14 protein-coding genes, 2 tRNA genes and 1 pseudogene are annotated in these 18,141 nt (G+C 53.4%); 12 read left to right on the top strand and 5 right to left on the bottom strand.

Going from position 1 to position 18,141, the window contains the following annotated elements; translation table 11 throughout:
* Positions 1 to 34 precede the first annotated feature (34 nt).
* The 3 genes from HRQ87_RS16960 (at position 35) to HRQ87_RS16950 (ending at position 3,071) form a co-directional block, all read left to right on the top strand.
* On the top strand, positions 35 to 499 hold the full coding sequence (locus HRQ87_RS16960) for a (2Fe-2S)-binding protein (protein ID WP_174139632.1): 465 nt from the start codon (positions 35 to 37) through the stop codon (positions 497 to 499).
* A 2-nt stretch (positions 500 to 501) separates the two neighbouring features.
* Entirely contained in the window at positions 502 to 2,742 is a 2,241-nt protein-coding gene (locus HRQ87_RS16955; RefSeq protein ID WP_174139631.1) for a xanthine dehydrogenase family protein molybdopterin-binding subunit, read from the top strand.
* Positions 2,743 to 2,879: 137 nt separating this feature from the next.
* Positions 2,880 to 3,071: a hypothetical protein gene (locus HRQ87_RS16950; protein WP_174139630.1), complete on the top strand. Its 192-nt coding sequence runs from the start codon at positions 2,880 to 2,882 to the stop codon at positions 3,069 to 3,071.
* 88 nt (positions 3,072 to 3,159) lie between these two features.
* Here the strand turns inward: HRQ87_RS16950 and HRQ87_RS16945 are convergent, their stop codons facing one another.
* Both HRQ87_RS16945 and purD read right to left on the bottom strand, forming a co-directional pair.
* On the bottom strand, positions 3,160 to 5,511 hold the full coding sequence (locus HRQ87_RS16945; RefSeq protein WP_174139629.1) for an ATP-dependent helicase: 2,352 nt from the start codon (positions 5,509 to 5,511) through the stop codon (positions 3,160 to 3,162).
* Between the two features lie 128 nt (positions 5,512 to 5,639).
* Positions 5,640 to 6,905: a phosphoribosylamine--glycine ligase gene (gene purD, locus HRQ87_RS16940; protein WP_174139628.1), complete on the bottom strand. Its 1,266-nt coding sequence runs from the start codon at positions 6,903 to 6,905 to the stop codon at positions 5,640 to 5,642.
* 71 nt (positions 6,906 to 6,976) lie between these two features.
* Between purD and xseA the strand changes: the two genes are divergently transcribed.
* Positions 6,977 to 8,515: an exodeoxyribonuclease VII large subunit gene (xseA, locus tag HRQ87_RS16935; protein ID WP_174139627.1), complete on the top strand. Its 1,539-nt coding sequence runs from the start codon at positions 6,977 to 6,979 to the stop codon at positions 8,513 to 8,515.
* 55 nt (positions 8,516 to 8,570) lie between these two features.
* Here xseA and HRQ87_RS16930 read toward each other — a convergent pair whose 3' ends face one another.
* Positions 8,571 to 8,969, bottom strand: coding sequence for a hypothetical protein (locus tag HRQ87_RS16930; RefSeq protein ID WP_174139626.1), 399 nt, complete (start codon positions 8,967 to 8,969; stop codon positions 8,571 to 8,573).
* Positions 8,970 to 9,158: 189 nt separating this feature from the next.
* On the opposite strand from HRQ87_RS16930, the gene HRQ87_RS16925 reads away from it, so the two are divergent.
* The 5 genes and pseudogenes from HRQ87_RS16925 to HRQ87_RS20680 form a co-directional block, all read left to right on the top strand.
* Positions 9,159 to 10,844 (top strand): NAD(P)H-dependent oxidoreductase subunit E, encoded by a 1,686-nt coding sequence (locus HRQ87_RS16925; protein ID WP_174139625.1) that lies wholly within the window; start codon positions 9,159 to 9,161, stop codon positions 10,842 to 10,844.
* 69 nt (positions 10,845 to 10,913) lie between these two features.
* The gene (gene ftsY, locus HRQ87_RS16920; RefSeq protein ID WP_174139624.1) at positions 10,914 to 11,948 is read left to right on the top strand and encodes a signal recognition particle-docking protein FtsY; all 1,035 of its coding nucleotides are present in this window, start codon (positions 10,914 to 10,916) and stop codon (positions 11,946 to 11,948) included.
* Positions 11,949 to 12,117: 169 nt separating this feature from the next.
* A tRNA-Ser gene (locus HRQ87_RS16915) sits at positions 12,118 to 12,207 on the top strand.
* Positions 12,208 to 12,354: 147 nt separating this feature from the next.
* Positions 12,355 to 13,542, top strand: coding sequence for a tyrosine-type recombinase/integrase (locus HRQ87_RS16910; protein WP_174139623.1), 1,188 nt, complete (start codon positions 12,355 to 12,357; stop codon positions 13,540 to 13,542).
* Positions 13,535 to 14,143 (top strand): annotated as a pseudogene (locus HRQ87_RS20680) (recombinase zinc beta ribbon domain-containing protein); the annotation flags it as partial. The gene HRQ87_RS16910 and the pseudogene HRQ87_RS20680, both read left to right, overlap by 8 nt.
* Positions 14,144 to 14,633: 490 nt before the next feature.
* Here the strand turns inward: HRQ87_RS20680 and HRQ87_RS16900 are convergent.
* A tRNA-Leu gene (locus HRQ87_RS16900) sits at positions 14,634 to 14,719 on the bottom strand.
* 59 nt (positions 14,720 to 14,778) lie between these two features.
* On the opposite strand from HRQ87_RS16900, the gene lipB reads away from it, so the two are divergent.
* Positions 14,779 to 15,495 (top strand): lipoyl(octanoyl) transferase LipB, encoded by a 717-nt coding sequence (gene lipB, locus HRQ87_RS16895; protein ID WP_281356679.1) that lies wholly within the window; start codon positions 14,779 to 14,781, stop codon positions 15,493 to 15,495.
* The gene (locus HRQ87_RS16890) at positions 15,492 to 16,223 is read left to right on the top strand and encodes a L,D-transpeptidase family protein (protein ID WP_217430485.1); all 732 of its coding nucleotides are present in this window, start codon (positions 15,492 to 15,494) and stop codon (positions 16,221 to 16,223) included. The genes lipB and HRQ87_RS16890 overlap by 4 nt, the downstream gene beginning before the upstream one ends.
* Before the next feature lie 6 nt (positions 16,224 to 16,229).
* Here HRQ87_RS16890 and HRQ87_RS16885 read toward each other — a convergent pair whose 3' ends face one another.
* The gene (locus HRQ87_RS16885; protein ID WP_174139622.1) at positions 16,230 to 16,826 is read right to left on the bottom strand and encodes a LysE family translocator; all 597 of its coding nucleotides are present in this window, start codon (positions 16,824 to 16,826) and stop codon (positions 16,230 to 16,232) included.
* Between the two features lie 209 nt (positions 16,827 to 17,035).
* Between HRQ87_RS16885 and HRQ87_RS16880 the strand changes: the two genes are divergently transcribed.
* On the top strand, positions 17,036 to 18,130 hold the full coding sequence (locus HRQ87_RS16880; RefSeq protein ID WP_425501594.1) for an ABC transporter ATP-binding protein: 1,095 nt from the start codon (positions 17,036 to 17,038) through the stop codon (positions 18,128 to 18,130).
* The last annotated feature ends 11 nt before the right edge of the window (positions 18,131 to 18,141 follow it).

The raw sequence follows: 18,141 nt of genomic DNA, 5'->3' as shown, positions 1-18,141 counted from the left end.
TATTTTGTCATATCCGATGAAAGGGAGCATTACGATGGCCACCACACTTACCATAAACGGGCAATCCCATACCGTGGATTTGCCCGAAGATGTGCCCTTGCTTTGGGTTTTACGTGATGAAGTCGGTCTGACCGGCACCAAGTTTGGCTGCGGTGTTGCGGCTTGTGGGGCCTGCACGGTTCATATTGACGGCGAAGCTGTGCGGTCATGTCAGGTGGCTTTGGCCGATGTCTGGGGTGATGTGACAACCATCGAAGGGCTGGGGACGCCCGACAATCTGGCTGTAATCCAGCAAGCCTGGATCGACAATCAGGTGGCGCAATGCGGCTACTGCCAATCCGGCCAGATCATGCAAGCTGCCGATCTTTTGGCGAACACACCCAACCCAAATGACGCTGAAATTGATGACGCAATGCAGGGCAACCTGTGCCGCTGCGGCACCTATCCCCGCATCCGCGCGGCGATAAAGGATGCCGCGCAAAAGCTGCAGGAGGCATAAAGATGAGCCGTCTTGGAAAAATCGCCCGCCGTACGTTTCTGATCGGATCGGCTGCTGTTGTGGGTGGTGTGGCCTTTGGTGTCTGGCAGGCCCGGCGTGAATTGGAAAACCCGCTGCGTCCCGAAGGCGATGCGGTCACGCTGAACCCCTATATCATCATTGACCAGTCCGGCACGACGATCATCGCGCCGCGGGCCGAGATGGGACAGGGCATCATGACGACCCTTGCCGCTTTGGCGGCCGAGGAACTGGATGTAGATTTTGCAAGCATCAACGTCATTCATGGCCCGGCTGCGCAGGCATATTATAATGGTGTGATGATGGGGCTTAGTTTACCGTTCAAAGACTATGCCGTCACCGATTTTCAGGACACCGTCAAAGAAACTGTCGGCGTTGTTGGCAAGATTATGGGGCTTCAGGTCACGGGTGGGTCAACCTCGACCGTGGATGCGTTTGAAAAAATGCGCATGGCGGGGGCTACTGCGCGCGAAACGCTGAAAACTGCCGCTGCTAATCAGTGGGGCGTGCAGGATTTTGAGGTGGCAACCGAAAACGGTCAGGTGATTGGGCCAAATGGTCAGACCTTGTCTTACGCTGATCTGGCCCAAGCGGCGGCCGCCATTGAGCCCCCGGCAGAGATCACGCTGCGCCCGGCCAGCGAATGGAAGCTGTTGGGCACATCCTTGCCCCGGGTTGATATGGTGGGCAAAGCCACGGGCACGGCCGAATTCGGTGCAGATGTGCGCCTGCCGGGCATGAAATTTGCAACTGTCCGGATGAACCCCAAACGCGCTGGCATGATCCGCTTTGACGCCAGCGCAGCCGAAACGATGCCCGGTGTCGAAAAGATCGTTGATCTGGGCGATGGTATCGCTGTGATCGCAAATAACACGTGGTTGGCTATGAAAGCCGCCGAAGCCGTTGAGATCGAATGGGAAGCCGCCAGTTATCCTGCCACGACCGCAGCCTTGCGAGCCGAGATCGTCAAAGCGTTCGATACCAGCGCTAATTCCACCATGCGGGGCGATGGCGACGTTGATACAGCGATTGAAGGTGCGACTGAGATCACGGCAGAATACCACGTGCCTTGGCTGGCCCATTCCACCATGGAGCCGATGAATTCAGTCGCGCTTTACACAGATAGCAGTCTTGAGATCTGGTCCGGCACACAAGCGCCTACGATTGTACGTGATAAATGTGCCGCCGCTGTAGATCTGAAAAAGGATGCGGTTACCGTGCATACGACCTATCTTGGTGGCGGTTTTGGACGCCGGGGTGAATTTGATTTCGCTGTTCTGGCAGCGCGCGTGGCCCAGGCGATGCCTGGCACACCTGTCAAAACAACATGGTCGCGCGAAGAAGACATGCGTCATGATTTTTATCGCCCCGCTGCCAGTGCCCGCTTTCGTGGATTGATCCAAAACGGCAAGGCTGTGTTACTGGACGGTAAAATCGCGGCCCCTTCTGTGACCCGGGCCGCAACGATGCGTCTGGCAGGTTTTGCGGCCCCCGGTCCTGATAAGGGCCATGTCGAAGGTGCCTTTGACCAACCTTATGGTATCCCGAATTATCGCATCACGGGACATCTGGCGGATGTGTCAGTGCCCATCGGGTTTTGGCGATCTGTCGGGAATTCCTTTAATGGGTTCTTCTTTGATAGCTTTATTGACGAAATGGCCCATGCTGCAAATCGTGATCCACTGGAATTTCGTCATGAACTTATCGCGCGTGAACATGCACCTTCTGCGGCATTGCTGGACGAAGTGGCCGAGATGTCCGGTTGGACAGGATCCACCATTGATGGCGTGGGGCGCGGCGTGGCGTTTACCTATTCCTTTGGCACACCCGTCGCGCAAGTGGTTGAGGTCGTGCAAGAAGATGGTCTGATCCGCATTCAGAAAGCCTGGATCGCCTGTGATGTTGGCCTTGCCTTGGATAAAAGTATTATCGAGGCGCAGATGATATCTGGGCTGATCTATGGTCTGTCTGCGGCCGTTCAGGGCGACATCACGTTTGCGGACGGCGAAGCGCAGCAATATAATTTTCCCGATTATGATGCGTTGCGCATGCACAACGCGCCACAGGTCGACGTGCGTATTTTGGAAAACAACGCACACATGGGCGGTGTTGGCGAACCTGCGACCCCACCATCGATGCCAGCGCTTGCGAATGCTTTATTTGATTTGTCGGGAACCAGAGTGCGTGATTTGCCGTTAAACAAAGAATTCGACTTTTTATTATGATTGGTTGCGATGCGTTTTATCTTTGATGACCTAAAGCTGAAATTTGAAACACTGGCCTGTCATCTGCCTGTTGTAACTACCTATAAAAAGAATAAAAGCTGAATTCACATCCAACTTATTAAGTGAAGGGACACAGGATGAAAAAAACACTATCTGCATTTGCACTTAGCTTCGCAGTCGCAGGCGGCGCGTTCGCTGGCGGTTTTGACGAACCTGAGATGGAAAAAGAAATCATTATTGAAGAAACAGAAACATCGTCCAGCTCGGCCGGTGTGATCATTCCTTTGATTGCGCTTCTTTTGATTGTCGCAGTAGCTTCTGCTGACTGATCGATCTGATATCAGCAGCTTTGGATGCTGATATGACCAAGGCACGTCTTTCAGGCGTGCCTTTTTTCATGGATTTGCGCAATTTAGCCTAGAACGGGATATCATCGGCGCGGTCTGCGGACACAATAAATCGCGCGACAACTTTCTTGCTGCCTGCCTTATCAAATTCGATATCTAATTTGTCGCCTTCGATGCCCAAAATAGTGCCATAGCCGAATTTTTGGTGAAAGACGCGATCACCTGCTGTAAAAGATGATACAGCATCCAGATCGATCACCATATTTTTCGCCTCTGCTGGTTGGCTGGTGCCACGGGCCTGACTGCGTGCCTGAAGGCGCTTCCAGCCGGGCGAATTATACACATTTGCTGCGGCTGCTGCGGTTTCAATGGAATTTCCAGCCGCCGCACCATATCCGCACCCGTAAAGACCGGGGGGTGTTAGTACGTCAACATGTTCCTGCGGCAATTCATCAATAAATCGCGATGGCATCGCGGATTGCCATTGCCCGTAAACGCGGCGGTTGGCGGCAAAGCTGATGGTGCAGATTTCCTCGGCCCGGGTAATGCCGACATAGGCCAGACGGCGTTCTTCCTCTAGCCCTTTTAGCCCGCTTTCATCCATGGATCGTTGACTGGGAAACAGGCCATCTTCCCATCCGGGCAGGAAGACGGCGGGAAATTCCAGCCCCTTGGCGGCGTGCAGGGTCATGATCGACACCTTTTCGCCGTCACCATCGGATTCGTTGTCCATGATCAAGCTGACATGTTCCAGAAATCCTTGCAGATTTTCGAAATTTTCCAGCGCTTTAACGAGTTCCTTGAGGTTTTCCAAACGACCCGGGGCTTCGGGCGTTTTGTCGTTCTGCCACATTTCAGTATAGCCGCTTTCGTCCAGAATAACCTCGGCCAGTTCAATATGACCCATCGCACCGTTGCGGGCATTTTTCGCCCACCGGTCCAGCCCATCCAATAGTTTGGCCAGTTCTGTCGCACCCTTGCCGCCGATACCCTTGACTGCCAGAAGAAGTCGCGCACCTTCGACAAGCGAGACACCGTTGGTGCGTGCGGTGATCTGAATTTTCTGCTGCGCCTTATCGCCAAGTCCGCGCTTTGGCGTGTTCACAATCCGCTCAAATGCCAGATCATCATCGGGCGACACCGCCAGCCGGAAATAGGCCATGGCGTCGCGGATTTCCATCCGTTCATAAAACCGGGGGCCGCCGATGACACGGTAAGGCAGGCCGATGGTCAGAAAGCGATCCTCAAACGCGCGCATCTGGTGCGAGGCGCGGACGAGTATAGCCATCTGATCCAGATTGAACGGATGTAACCCGCGCGTGCCCGATTGCATCGCTTCAATCTCATCGCCGATCCAGCGGGCTTCTTCTTCGCCGTCCCAGTGGCCGATCAGTCGGACCTGTTCTCCTTCGGTTTCCGCTGTCCAAAGTGTTTTGCCCAAGCGCCCTTGGTTCGCAGCGATTACACCCGACGCGGCTGCCAGAATATGCGGGGTTGAGCGGTAATTCTGTTCCAGTCGTACCACATGGGCGCCTGGAAAATCCTTTTCAAATCGCAGGATATTGCCCACTTCGGCCCCGCGCCAACCATAGATCGACTGGTCATCATCACCCACACAACAGATGTTTTTGTGACCACTGGCCAGCAGCCGAAGCCACATATACTGCGCGACGTTCGTGTCCTGATATTCGTCGACAAGGATATATTTGAACCAACGCTGATACTGGTTCAGCACGTCTGAGTGCGTTTGAAAGATTGTGACCATGTGCAGCAGAAGATCACCGAAATCGACGGCGTTCAGCGATTTCAGCCGATCCTGATATTGGGCGTAAAGCAAGGGCCCCTTTTGATCAAACGCGCCTGCATCGGCAGCGGGAACCTTGTCTGGTGTTAGGGCCCGATTTTTCCAGCCGTCAATAACACTGGACAGCGCACGGGCGGGCCAGCGTTTTTCATCAATGTTTTCGGCAACGATCAACTGTTTTAACAAGCGGTTCTGATCATCGGTGTCAAGAATGGTGAAGTTTGGCTTTAACCCAACCAGTTCCGCGTGACGGCGCAACAATTTGGCGCAGATTGAATGGAACGTACCCAGCCACGGCATGCCTTCGACAGTTTGGCCCATCAGATCGCCCACACGTTTTTTCATCTCGCGCGCGGCTTTGTTGGTAAAAGTCACGGCCAATATTTCGTTGGGGCGTGCAGTACCGGCGCTTAGCAGATGCGCGATGCGCGACGTCAGCGCTTTGGTTTTACCCGTTCCAGCGCCCGCAAGCATCAGAACGGGGCCGTCTGTTTTTTCAACAGCTTCGCGCTGCGCGGGGTTTAACCCATCCAGATAGGGCATGGGACGTGCGGCCATCGCCCGTTGCGACAGGGGCACGGCGGCATCAAAGGCGTCATCTTCGGAAAACCCACTCATATCGGTTTACCTAGCGCGATTGTAATTTAAAGAAAAGAGGTGTTCACACAATGTTCGCATCATCCTTAACACGGCAAACACATCCTTATCGTTGTCTGTATGTGTATGCCGATAGTGCGATACTGCCGTCACGGCAGTGCGCGCCAGGCAATATCATTACGATAAAATCCCTGTGGCCAGTCAATTTTGCGCATCATATCATAGGCTTTATCCCGTGCCTCAGACAAGGACGCGCCCCGCGCGGTCACACTTAGAACGCGGCCACCTGTTGCTGTGATCTGACCATTGCGATGGGTGGTTCCGGCGTGAAAGCACATTTCAAAACTTGTTGCAGGCAGATCATCCAGTCCTTTGATCAGACTGCCTTTTTCGTAAGACCCTGGGTATCCATCTGCGGCCATGACAACCGTGATCGCATGGTCATCGGCCCAGTTGACCTGCATGTCTTTCAAGCGCCCTTCGGCACAGGCATGCATCAGATCAAACGCTTGCGCCCCAAGCCGCATCATCAGAACCTGACATTCTGGGTCGCCGAAACGCACGTTGTATTCCACCAATCTGGGCTGGTTGTCCTTGATCATCAGGCCGGCGAAAAGGATCCCCTTAAAAGGTGTACCGCGCCGCGCCATTTCGGTAACAGTCGGACGGATTATCTGGTCAAGGGTTCGTTCCATCACGTCAGCCGACAACACCGGCGCGGGGGAATAAGCCCCCATGCCGCCGGTATTTGGCCCGGTATCGCCTTCGCCCACACGTTTGTGGTCTTGCGCAGTGCCCAAGGGCAGCACATCTGTTCCATCGCACAGCACGAAGAACGACGCCTCTTCGCCTTCCATGAATTCTTCGATCACGACTTCTGCCCCGGCTCCGCCAAACGCGCCGCCGAACATATCGTCGATGGCGGCCAGTGCGGTGGCTTCGTCCATCGCGACAATCACGCCTTTACCCGCTGCCAAACCGTCGGCTTTGACAACAATCGGGGTGCCTTGGGCGCGGATATAATCCTTGGCTGCAGTCGCATCGGTAAAGTGGGCATAGGCGGCGGTTGGGGCGTTGCAGGCGTCGCAAATTTCTTTGGTAAAGGCTTTGGATGCCTCAAGCTGTGCGGCTTCTTGTGAACAGCCAAAGACCAGCAATCCTGCGTCAGTCAGGCGATCCGCGATACCGGCGGCCAGTGGGGCCTCGGGGCCGACAATCACGAAATCAATCGCGTTTTCTTCGGCAAATGTCACGACGGCCCCGCCATTTTCAATATCAAGATCGGCGCATTCAGCGATGGCTGCGATCCCGGCGTTTCCGGGGGCGACAATCAATCGGTCGCATTTTGGGTTTTGCTTGACGGCCCAGGCCAGACTGTGTTCGCGCCCGCCGCCGCCCAGGATCAAGATATTCATGCGCACCTCTTGCTTGGCCTTTGTTGCTGGGCGTTCTAAGGTCAAGCGACACCAAGCACAAGCGAGCCGTCATGGATCTGATCGACGACCCAAGCCCGGGCCAGAATGCCCCTGAATTCACTGTTACCGAAATTTCGGGCGCGGTGAAGCGCACAATCGAAGGTGAATTCGGCCACGTTCGGGTCAAAGGCGAAATCGGGCGCGTGTCGCGGCCGCGATCCGGCCATGTCTATCTGGACCTGAAAGACGACCGATCCGTTTTGTCAGGTGTGATCTGGAAGGGCGTTGCAAGTCGTCTGGCTACGCAACCCGAGGAAGGGCTTGAGGTCGTCGCGACCGGCAAACTGACCACATTCGGTGGGCAGTCAAAATATCAGATGGTCATCGAAGATATCGCACCTGCGGGTGTGGGTGCGCTTATGGCGATGCTGGAAAAGCGCAAAAAAACGCTTGAGGCCGAAGGTCTGTTCAGCCCTGACCGCAAAAAACGGTTGCCCTATTTGCCCGAGGTGATCGGGGTTGTGACATCGCCATCGGGGGCTGTGATCCGTGATATTCTGCATCGTTTGCGCGACCGGTTTCCACGCAAAGTGCTGATCTGGCCGGTTGCTGTGCAGGGGGCAAAATGTGCACCCGAAGTAACCGCAGCCATCAATGGCTTTAATGCGCTGACACCCGGTGGGCCAGTGCCACGCCCTGATTTGCTGATCGTGGCACGTGGTGGTGGATCAATCGAAGATCTTTGGGGCTTTAACGAAGAAATCGTCGCCCGTGCGGTGGCGGCATCTGACATACCACTGATTTCGGCTGTGGGGCATGAAACAGATACGACGCTGATTGATTTCGTGTCAGACCAGCGGGCACCAACGCCCACGGCTGCGGCGGAATTGGCCGTTCCTGTCAGGCTTGAGTTGCTGTCATGGGTCGATGATCAAGACGCCCGCCTGACCCGCGCGTTGACGTCGACGTTGGGTCAGCGTCAACAGCGATTGCGTGATGTGGCGCGGGCGCTGCCACGACCAGAAGCGTTGCTGTCGAACGCGCGCCAGCGGCTGGATTATATGGATGACCGTCTGCCTGCCGCCCTGCGCGCGGCCGCACAGTTTAAAAAGCTGAAACTGGCGGATGTGTCGGGTGGTCTAAAGCCCGCGGTTTTGATCCGGAGTATTCGCGAAGAAAGCAGAAAGCTTGATGAGCGTTCTGCTAGACTGGCCCCAGGATTATCGCGCAGTATGCGGGATAAGCGACAAAAATTGGAACAGACTGCGCGCGGGCTGCGGATGCAGCTTTTGCAAGATGATCTAAAGCGAAAATCAGATGGGTTTTCGCAAATGGCCAAGCGCCTGTCGGACGCCGCAAAGCGCCAGCATTCGACCAGAATATCAATGCTTGAAAGCCTGGACAGATTGCATGAAACGCTTGGATATAAAGCCACGCTGAAACGCGGTTATGCTGTCGTCTATGGTGACGGCGAGGTCGTGACGACGAAAACCGCAGCAGGCCAGGCAACTCATCTGGAAATCGAATTCACAGACGGTCGCCTGACCCTAGGGGCAAAATCACGAAAAACAAAAACTCAAAAAGCGCCCGAACAAGGTTCACTTTTCTGATGGTCATCATCCTGTTTTGTGCACACTAACCGTCCCATCAGTACCATCGCACAAACTAAACACCGACATCCGGCCCCAGACATCTTAGCGGCTCAGACGCATTCTGAAGCTCGTATAAAGTTGTCGAATTGGGGTCGTTTTCAAACATGGCCACAATGCCACCACCGTCTTTGTAAAAACTCCAGCATTGTGGTTCCGGGTTATCCTCGTAAACAAAGCAAATCAGGTCCATATCAACAAACCACTGACCTTCAATGCATTCACCATTCAGAAAAGACCAACGCACGCGCCGACCGGGCAAATATTCTTCTGCACCATAAGGTCGGGCACCGGGTTCGCCGTAATACAAAGTCTTACCAGTTACATACTGCTCAAACGCATCCGGGCTAAGCTGCTGATCTGGTACAGCGTAAGCTGGAAGCACAAAAACCAGAAATATAATTAGATATCTCATAGGGTTATCTTGACCGATCCGGTTCCAATACGCCAAGGCCCGTGTTTCGCGATCGGCAAAAACCGGCCACTTGCCAAGGTTTTGCATGCATCATAACAGGTGGCTTTTAGGGACCATAAGATGTCGCATTTGGTCTGTCGCATCTGCGCGCAAGTTTCTATAATCAGCAATGAAACAAAGGGATATGGCATGGCGCTGGACGAAAAAAAGGGTGTCTGGAAATCAGGCAAAGGCAAGGGCCGCAAAACGCCCAAAGGACGCCAGCTGGATGATCAGGCATGGACTGATGTTCAGCAACTATTAGGCGAACGCCCGCGTCGGCCTGACCTTTTGATTGAATATTTGCATCTGTTGCAAGACCATTATGGTCATCTTTCCGCCCGCCATTTGCGTGCATTGGCCGAAGAAATGCGACTCAGCATGGCCGAAGTTTACGAAGTTGCGACCTTTTATGCGCATTTCGATGTCGTAAAAGAAAATGACACCCCGCCGCCCGCCCTGACGATCCGCGTGTGCGATTCATTGTCGTGTGAACTGGCAGGCGCGCAGCAGCTTAAGGCGGCATTGGAAGACGGGCTTGATCCTGCAAAAGTTCGCGTTTTGCGTGCGCCCTGCATGGGGCGTTGTGATGTCGCTCCTACGGTCGAGTTGGGGCATAACCACATCGATCAAGCGACATCCGAAAAAATCCTGGCTGCAATCAAGGCAAACAAAACCCATCCCGTGATCCCCAAGTATCAATCCTTGGATCTATATCAGACTAAAGGCGGCTATCGGCTTTTATCCCAGCTGCGAAAAGACGGAAATCCGGAAAATATTCAAGATAAATTGCTGGATGCCGGTTTGCGCGGATTGGGTGGCGCGGGCTTCCCATCAGGCCGAAAATGGTCATTCGTGCGCAGTTATGATGGCCCCCGTTATCTGGCTGTGAACGGGGATGAAGGCGAACCCGGCACGTTCAAGGATCGTTATCATCTGGAACGTGAACCGCACATGTTTCTAGAAGGTATGTTGATTGCCGCGTGGGCGATCAATGCGGAAACCTGTTTCATCTATATGCGCGATGAATACCCCGCTGTACTGGAAATTCTGCAGTGTGAAATCAAAGCGCTGGAAGATACGGGTCTGGTTGCGCCGGGTTATATTGATCTGCGACGCGGGGCCGGGGCCTATATCTGTGGTGAAGAAAGCGCGATGATCGAAAGCATCGAAGGCAAACGCGGTTTGCCTCGCCATCGTCCGCCCTTCGTGGCCGAGGTTGGCATTTTTGGGAAGCCGACGCTAGTTCATAATGTTGAGACGCTTCACTGGGTCACACGTATCTGTCGCGAGGGCCCCGAGATTTTGAACAGCGTTGAGAAAAACGGGCGTAAAGGACTGCGGAACTATTCCGTTTCGGGGCGCGTGAATGCTCCGGGTGTCTATCTGTTGCCTGCGGGATCGACCATTCTGGATATTATCGACGCTGCAGGTGGAATGCTGGCAGGCCATACTTTAAAAGCCTATCAACCTGGCGGCCCGTCTTCGGGGCTGTTGCCCGCAACATTGAACAATGTGCCGCTGGACTTTGACACATTGCAGGAACACGGCAGCTTTATCGGATCAGCGGCAGTTGTGGTTTTATCGGATCATGACAGCGTGAAAGCCGCCGCTTTGAATATGTTGCGGTTTTTTGAAGATGAAAGTTGTGGCCAATGCACACCTTGCCGTGTGGGATGCGAAAAAGCGGTCAAGCTGATGCAGGCCAACACATGGGATCAAGCGCTGCTAGAGGATCTATGCACTGCGATGGCCGATGCATCAATCTGCGGGTTGGGGCAAGCTGCGCCCAATCCGATCCGTTTGACAATAAAGCATTTCCCCAACGAGGTTTAGCACCATCGGCCTTTCAAATCCCGGCCTTTCACATTAGGTGAGTGAAACGCTTGCAGATCGGGGGCAGGAATGGCCTTTTTCAAAAAACTCAAAGACCGGATGTTCAAATCTTCTTCCAAATTGGAAGAAGGCCTGGACGCTATTGTAGAAGAAGGTCCAACCGAAGCGCCTGATAGCGGTGAAGAGACCAGTCTTGTAATTGCTGAGCCTGAAGAAAAGCCAGGTATTCTGGGTCGTCTTTTAGGCAAGGTTGAAGATAGCACAGCACCCCGCCGCGTGCTGGATGATGATATGTTGGAACAGTTGGAAGAACTGTTAATCAGCGCAGATATGGGCGTGGATACTGCGATGCGTGTGACCGCAAACATGGCCGAAGGGCGGTTCGGCAAAAAGCTGTCTGTCAATGAAATCAAGGGATTGCTGGCGGATGAAGTAACGCGGGTCATGGATCCTGTCGCGAAACCCCTTCCGCTTTATCCAAAGACACCACAGGTCGTTCTGGTCGTGGGCGTGAACGGATCCGGTAAAACGACAACCATCGGCAAACTGGCCAGCCAATTCCGCGCTGCCGGTAAAAACGTTGTCATTGCTGCGGGCGATACATTCCGTGCTGCCGCCGTTGAGCAATTGCAGGTTTGGGGTGACCGCGCTGGCGTGCCGGTCTTGACCGCCCCCGAAGGATCAGATCCGGCCAGCCTTGCCTTTGACGCAATGACCAAAGCTGAAACAGATGGCGCGGATCTGTTGTTGATTGATACCGCGGGCCGTTTGCAAAACCGTGCGGATTTAATGGAAGAATTGGCTAAGATAGTTCGTGTGATCCGTAAGAAAGACGAAACAGCACCACATAACACCTTATTGGTTCTGGACGCCACGACAGGTCAGAATGCGATCAATCAGGTCGAGATTTTCCAGAAACTGGCTAACGTGTCAGGCTTGGTTATGACAAAATTGGACGGCACCGCCAAAGGCGGTGTGCTGGTTGCGCTGGCCGATAAATTTGGATTGCCAATCCATGCCATTGGGGTCGGCGAACAGATAGATGATCTGGATGCCTTTGATCCTGAGGATTTTGCCAAAGCTCTAACCGGACTGGATGCTTAGCCAATAGAGCTGTAAATTATACTTAATAGAAGCGATCAGCACGCACTTTTGTAAAGATTTTCATACAAACGAATGCCGATTTGAGACTCGAAGAAAAAATTTTATTAGATGCAAAATGAATGTATTTTTCACCTTGTTTTCTTGATGCTGTCCCGATAGGACGATCAGCGGAGACGTGGCCGAGTGGTCGAAGGCGCTCCCCTGCTAAGGGAGTAGGCGGGAAACCGTCTCGAGGGTTCGAATCCCTTCGTCTCCGCCACCCACCATTTTCATTCAGTTCTGCCGGCACTCATACAACCCCTTACGGGGCTGTTTTTGTTGATCTATCTGCATTCGTTATTGTATTTCATTTCTCTTCGAATAGATTCGTTTCTATTCATTGCGCGGTAGAAATCGTGGTATTTTCATGGCTGCTCTAAGCGGAAAGCTGACGAAAAATCTGGTCCGAACCCTTGGCCCCGGTCGTCATGGCGACGGTAGCGGCTTGTACCTCGTTGTCGATCCATCCGGTGCTCGGCGCTGGATTGTGCGCGTCACAGTAAAGGGTCAGCGCAACCGCGAAGGCAAACCGTTGCGAACTGACTTCGGGTTGGGCGGCGCGGATGTGGTGACTCTCAACGAAGCGCGGGATCGGGCATTAGAATATCGCCGCCTTGCCAAGCAGAGCATCAATCCCCGCTACAATGGACGCCAGGAAATTCCCTGCTTTGAGGAAATCGCTCGTCAGGTCCACATTGAGCGCCTGCCGACATGGAAAAACCCAAAGCATGGCCAGCAGTGGATTAACACGCTGGCCGAGTATGCCTTCCCCAAGATCGGGCGGTTGCCGGTGTCCGAGGTCGGCCAGCCCGAGGTGCTGCAAGTCCTTCTGCCAGTCTGGACGGAAAAGCACGAAACAGCCAAACGGCTCGCACAGCGGATCAAAGCAGTGCTGGACGTGCCGAAGTCGAAAGGCTTTCGCGATGGTGAAAACCCTGTGACGACCATCCGCGATGCGCGGGTGCTGCCGACCGTTAAACAGAAGGTGCAGCACCACAAAGCGATGCGCTGGCAAGATGTGCCTGCATTCTATGCAGAATTGGCCACAAAAGATGCCATGGCCGCGAAGGCGCTTATGTTCACCTGCTTGACGGCCAGCCGAACCAGCGAGGTCTTGCAGGCGCGATGGAAGGAGTTCGACTTTGACGAACACCTTTGGACCATTCCTGCCGAGCGAATGAAGGCAGACAAAGAGCACCGAGTTCCCCTAACACCGGAGATGATTGCGATCCTTGAACCGCTAAAGGCGCTGCGATCCGAAGTCGTGTTCGAGGGACAGAAGCGGCACAAACCCATGAGCAACATGGCCATGCTGATGCTTCTGCGGCGAATGAAGGTAGAGGGGATCACTGTTCATGGGTTCCGTTCTGCGTTCAGGGATTGGGCGTCCGAGCAGCCGAATGTGCCACGTGAAATTGCAGAGTTGAGTCTTGCCCATACTGTTGGAAATGAGGTCGAGCGGGCGTATGCAAGATCGGACCTCTTAGAAAAGCGCCGAGCGCTGATGCGTGCATGGTCTGGTTTTGTGCAATGTGGATTGGTCGCCGATGGCTGATCCAGCTGACTTTGCTTTTCGGGGCCGCATGATGAACGGCTACGCCGTCTTCGCCGCGCCCATCGGTTACAAATACAAGAAGACCGGATCGCATGGAAAACTGCTGACCCGCGATGAGCCGATTGCCTCGATCATTCAGGAGGCGTTGGAAGGATATGCCTCTGGCCGCTTTGCCACGCAAGCTGAAGTGAAGCGCTTCTTTGAGGCGCAACCCGATTTCCCTAAAGACCTGCCCGGCGGTCAAATCCGCCAGCAAAAGGTCAGCGATATTCTGAACCGCGTAATTTATGCTGGGTATGTCGAACATGAACCTTGGGGCATCACTCGCCGCAAGGGCCACCATGAGCAGATTATCTCATTAGAAACTTATCAGGCCATTCAAAACCGTAAGCTTGCGCGCCCGATTGCACCGGCTCGCAAAGATCTTAATCGTGACTTTCCCTTGAGAGGATTTGTCACCTGTGCCTGCTGCGACAACCCCATGACGGCGGCCTGGGCAAAAAGCAGAACAGGCAATGGACATCCATATTACTTCTGTCAGACGCGTGGATGCGATTATCGTCGCAAATCCATCCGCCGTGAAGATATCGAAGGCGCATTTGAAGACACACTCCAAGCGTTACAACCGACCCAAAATCTCTTTGAGATCGTGAAGGCGATGCTCAAACACGCCTGGGACATTCGCCTTGCTCAACAAGGGCAGCATAAGACGGCACTGAAGACAAAGATCAAAGCCATCGACAAAGAGATCGAGAAAACCCTGGACAAGATCATGAGCGCCAACACGCCAACCGTCATCGCAGCCTTTGAAAAGCGGATTGAGAACCTGGAAATCGAAAAGACGGCTTTGGTTGAAAGATGTGAAACATCAACAAAGCCAAAGCGCACATTCGCTGAAGTTATCGAACCACCTATGGCATTCCTCGCAAGTCCCTGGAATCTTTATAAAAATAGCAGCTTTGCAATGAAACGACTTGTGCTAAAACTCGCCTTTGAGGGCCCTGTCGCATACGACTACAAAACTGGTTATCGAACTCCGCAAGTGTCTGTAATATTTGAATTTTTAGGTGAGATTTCAGAAAAATGTAAAATGGTGCGGTTGAGAGGACTCGAACCTCCACGGGTGTTACCCCACAGCGACCTCAACGCTGCGCGTCTACCATTCCGCCACAACCGCATGTGACCTTTCGGTAGCGGGCGATATAGACCAGCGGGGTGCTGTTGTGAAGCCCCCAAATGCGCGCCTTTGACAACTTCTGTCAGACACGGCATGACGGCGAAAAGGATGGGTTTATGGTGGAATGGATCACATCAGATGGGCTGACGGAGTATCAGCGGGCTGTCGACTGGATGGAAACGCGCGCCAATGCAATTGCGGCGGGCCAGGCAGATGAGGCGGTCTGGCTGCTGGAACATCCTGCTCTTTATACGGCGGGCACAAGTGCCGACCCCAAAGATCTGACGCAACCGGACCGGTTTCCTGTGCACCAGACGCGTCGGGGCGGGCAATACACCTATCACGGACCGGGGCAGCGGGTGGTTTATGTGCTGTTGGATGTGGGCAAGCGCGGACAGGATGTGCGGCGGTTTGTGCGTCAGCTCGAGGCGTGGGTGATTGCGACGCTCGCAGAGTTCAAGGTTACCGGCGAATTGCGCGATGGTCGTGTTGGCGTTTGGGTTCAGCGCAATGACAAACCGCTTGGCCTAATGGGACAGCCGCAGGAAGATAAGATTGCCGCTTTGGGTATCAGGCTGCGCAAATGGGTCAGTTTTCATGGGCTGTCGATTAATGTGGATCCTGATCTAAGCCATTTTGACGGGATTGTACCTTGCGGTATTCAAGATCATGGGGTGACCAGTTTGGTTGATCTTGGCCTTCCAGTGACGATGCCAGACGTTGATCTGGCGCTGCGCCACAGTTTTGATCAGATTTTTGAGGCAGATGTAAAATGACCCGCCTTAAGATCCTGTTGGTGGCTGTGGTTTGTGTTGCGATTCTGACGGTGATACTTCGTGATCGGATTGATCCGCCTTTCATCACCGCCCCACCTCGCGATATCAATGAAATTCGCGCGCGTGTGACGCCGCAACTGCAGGCCGAATTTGCCGAGGCCGGGTTGACGTATGGCGCACCGGTGTTCATGCGTATTTTCAAGGAAGAGCGCGTGCTTGAGTTTTGGGTGCAGAATGGCCATCAGTTTGAATTGTTCAAAACCTATGGCATTTGCAATTATTCCGGCGCGTTGGGGCCAAAACTGCGCGAAGGCGATTGGCAATCCCCCGAAGGTTTTTATTTCGTGCCGCCCGGTGCAATGAACCCCAACAGCAGTTATCATCTGTCGTTCAATCTGGGTTTTCCCAATCGGTTTGACCATGATGCAGGGCGGACGGGCAGTTTTTTGATGGTACACGGGGATTGTGTGTCGGTCGGATGCTATGCGATGACCGATGCCCAAATCGAAGAGATTTACGTGATCGCTGAAGCCGCACATACCAACGGTCAGCCTTTTTTCCGCGTGCATGCGTTTCCGTTCCGAATGACAGACGACCGACTGATGAAAGAGCAGGGGACGATGTGGTATGCCTTCTGGCAGAATTTGAAACAAGGGTATGATGCGTTTGAAAACACACGCAATCCGCCCGATGTCACGGTTGAAGATGGGCGCTATGTTTTTGGATGATCTGATTTAAAAGAACAGCATCCAGGTCGCGACCAATGCCAGGATCACGCCAAAAACCTTGTTTAAAATGCCGGCTGTTTCAGGTGATCGGAAATGGTTGGCAATGCTGTCGCCGATGATTGTCCAGATACTAAAGGCCAGCAGATTGTTCAGCGTGAACACGGTGGTGATCAGCAAGACCAATGTGAATAATGATCCCTGAGATTGGGCAAGGAACTGCGTGAACATCAGGCCGATGATGACATAGGCTTTGGGGTTCAACAGCAACAACATGACTCCGTCTATGAAATTTGCCGGGCGGGCGCTTTCGTTTTCCTGCAACGTGCCCATGCGAAACAGTTTCCAAGCCAGCCAAAAAACATAAAGCGCGCCAGCAATTTTAAGGGTCATGAAAATCTGCGGGTATTTATCCAGTGTGGCCAGAAACCCAAAACCAATTGCAAAAGTCACAATCCAAGTTGCGATGTGATACCCCGCGTTGGCGGGAATCGTTGCCCGAAACCCAAACCGTGCGCCATTGGCTGCAAAAAACATATTGCCGGGGCCGGGGCTATAGGCCAGCGGGAAAAGGAAGATAATCAATGCAATTGTTGTTTCGATCATTGGATGTTTCCTTGACTTTGCAATGACATGTTGATGTCAGACCGCAGTTCAGGCGACCCGTTTCTTGTGCTTTATGAAAGGGTGCGGAAAAATTCTGCCGTTCGCTTTTTTGTGAAAAACAAATTGTAACGCTTGCATGACGGCCCGGCAGTTGTTTTACTATCGACTGAACAAGCGGGCCAACCCGCGATGATATCAGGGAGCCATTGGTGGCATCAGCTGTAACGCAGGACGCATTTGTTGAGTTTGACCGCGTCCAAAAAAGCTATGACGGTGAGACACTTGTCGTCAAAGATTTGAATCTGTCCATGGCTCGGGGCGAGTTTCTGACAATGCTTGGACCATCAGGATCGGGCAAGACAACCTGTCTGATGATGTTGGCAGGGTTTGAAACGGCTACGCACGGTGAAATCCGACTTGAAGGGCGCGAGATCAACAACATCCCGCCGCACAAGCGAGATATTGGCATGGTATTCCAGAACTATGCTTTGTTTCCGCATATGACAGTGTCTGAAAATCTGTCCTTTCCATTGGAAGTGCGCAAAATGGGCAAGTCCGAACGCGAGGAAAAAGTCAAACGTGCACTGGATATGGTTCAGATGGGCGAATTTGGGGACCGGCGTCCGGCGCAATTGTCAGGCGGGCAGCAACAGCGCATCGCCCTGTCACGTGCCTTGGTCTTTGATCCAACGCTTGTGTTGATGGACGAACCCTTGGGCGCGTTGGACAAACAGCTGCGCGAACACATGCAATATGAAATCAAACATTTGCATGAAAATCTTGGTATTACAGTTGTTTATGTAACGCATGACCAGTCAGAGGCTTTGACAATGTCTGACCGTGTGGCTGTTTTCAACGATGGTAAAATCCAACAATTGGCCCCACCTGATCAGCTGTATGAACGCCCTGACAACAGCTTTGTGGCGCAGTTTATCGGGGAAAACAACAAGCTGACCGGCAAGGTTCTGAACCGCGCAGGCGATGCTGTTTTGGTCGAGTTGCCCGATGGCAAAACCTGTGAAGCCTTGGCTGTAAATTGCGGCGAACCAGGCAGCGAAACGTTGATTTCGATCCGGCCCGAACGTGTGGACGTGACCGAAGCCGCAGGTCCCAATACGGCGCAGGCCAAAGTGCTTGAGCTGATTTATCTGGGCGATCACATCCGGTGCCGCATGAATGTGCATGGAAATGATGCCTTTATCGTCAAGGTGCCGAATTCGGCAGGCCACAAGCATTTGATCGTTGGCGAAGACACTATGGTGACATGGGCCACTGAAGACGCCCGTGCCTTGAACCCACTTTAAACCATGAATCG

The sequence above is a fragment of the Parasulfitobacter algicola genome (genome assembly GCF_013315265.1).
Taxonomy (GTDB): domain Bacteria; phylum Pseudomonadota; class Alphaproteobacteria; order Rhodobacterales; family Rhodobacteraceae; genus Parasulfitobacter; species Parasulfitobacter algicola.
Note: the sequence above shows the minus strand (reverse complement) of the source record. Positions and strands in the feature narration are given on the sequence as shown.

Excerpts from the sequence above, each read along its gene's own strand:
- HRQ87_RS16960 (WP_174139632.1), top strand. The coding sequence starts at position 35 with ATGGCCACCACACTTACCATAAACGGGCAATCCCATACCGTGGATTTG.
- HRQ87_RS16955 (WP_174139631.1), top strand. The coding sequence starts at position 502 with ATGAGCCGTCTTGGAAAAATCGCCCGCCGTACGTTTCTGATCGGATCG.
- HRQ87_RS16950 (WP_174139630.1), top strand. The coding sequence starts at position 2,880 with ATGAAAAAAACACTATCTGCATTTGCACTTAGCTTCGCAGTCGCAGGC.
- HRQ87_RS16945 (WP_174139629.1), bottom strand. The coding sequence starts at position 5,511 with ATGAGTGGGTTTTCCGAAGATGACGCCTTTGATGCCGCCGTGCCCCTG.
- purD (WP_174139628.1), bottom strand. The coding sequence starts at position 6,905 with ATGAATATCTTGATCCTGGGCGGCGGCGGGCGCGAACACAGTCTGGCC.
- xseA (WP_174139627.1), top strand. The coding sequence starts at position 6,977 with ATGGATCTGATCGACGACCCAAGCCCGGGCCAGAATGCCCCTGAATTC.
- HRQ87_RS16930 (WP_174139626.1), bottom strand. The coding sequence starts at position 8,969 with ATGAGATATCTAATTATATTTCTGGTTTTTGTGCTTCCAGCTTACGCT.
- HRQ87_RS16925 (WP_174139625.1), top strand. The coding sequence starts at position 9,159 with ATGGCGCTGGACGAAAAAAAGGGTGTCTGGAAATCAGGCAAAGGCAAG.
- ftsY (WP_174139624.1), top strand. The coding sequence starts at position 10,914 with ATGGCCTTTTTCAAAAAACTCAAAGACCGGATGTTCAAATCTTCTTCC.
- HRQ87_RS16910 (WP_174139623.1), top strand. The coding sequence starts at position 12,355 with ATGGCTGCTCTAAGCGGAAAGCTGACGAAAAATCTGGTCCGAACCCTT.
- lipB (WP_281356679.1), top strand. The coding sequence starts at position 14,779 with ATGCGCGCCTTTGACAACTTCTGTCAGACACGGCATGACGGCGAAAAG.
- HRQ87_RS16890 (WP_217430485.1), top strand. The coding sequence starts at position 15,492 with ATGACCCGCCTTAAGATCCTGTTGGTGGCTGTGGTTTGTGTTGCGATT.
- HRQ87_RS16885 (WP_174139622.1), bottom strand. The coding sequence starts at position 16,826 with ATGATCGAAACAACAATTGCATTGATTATCTTCCTTTTCCCGCTGGCC.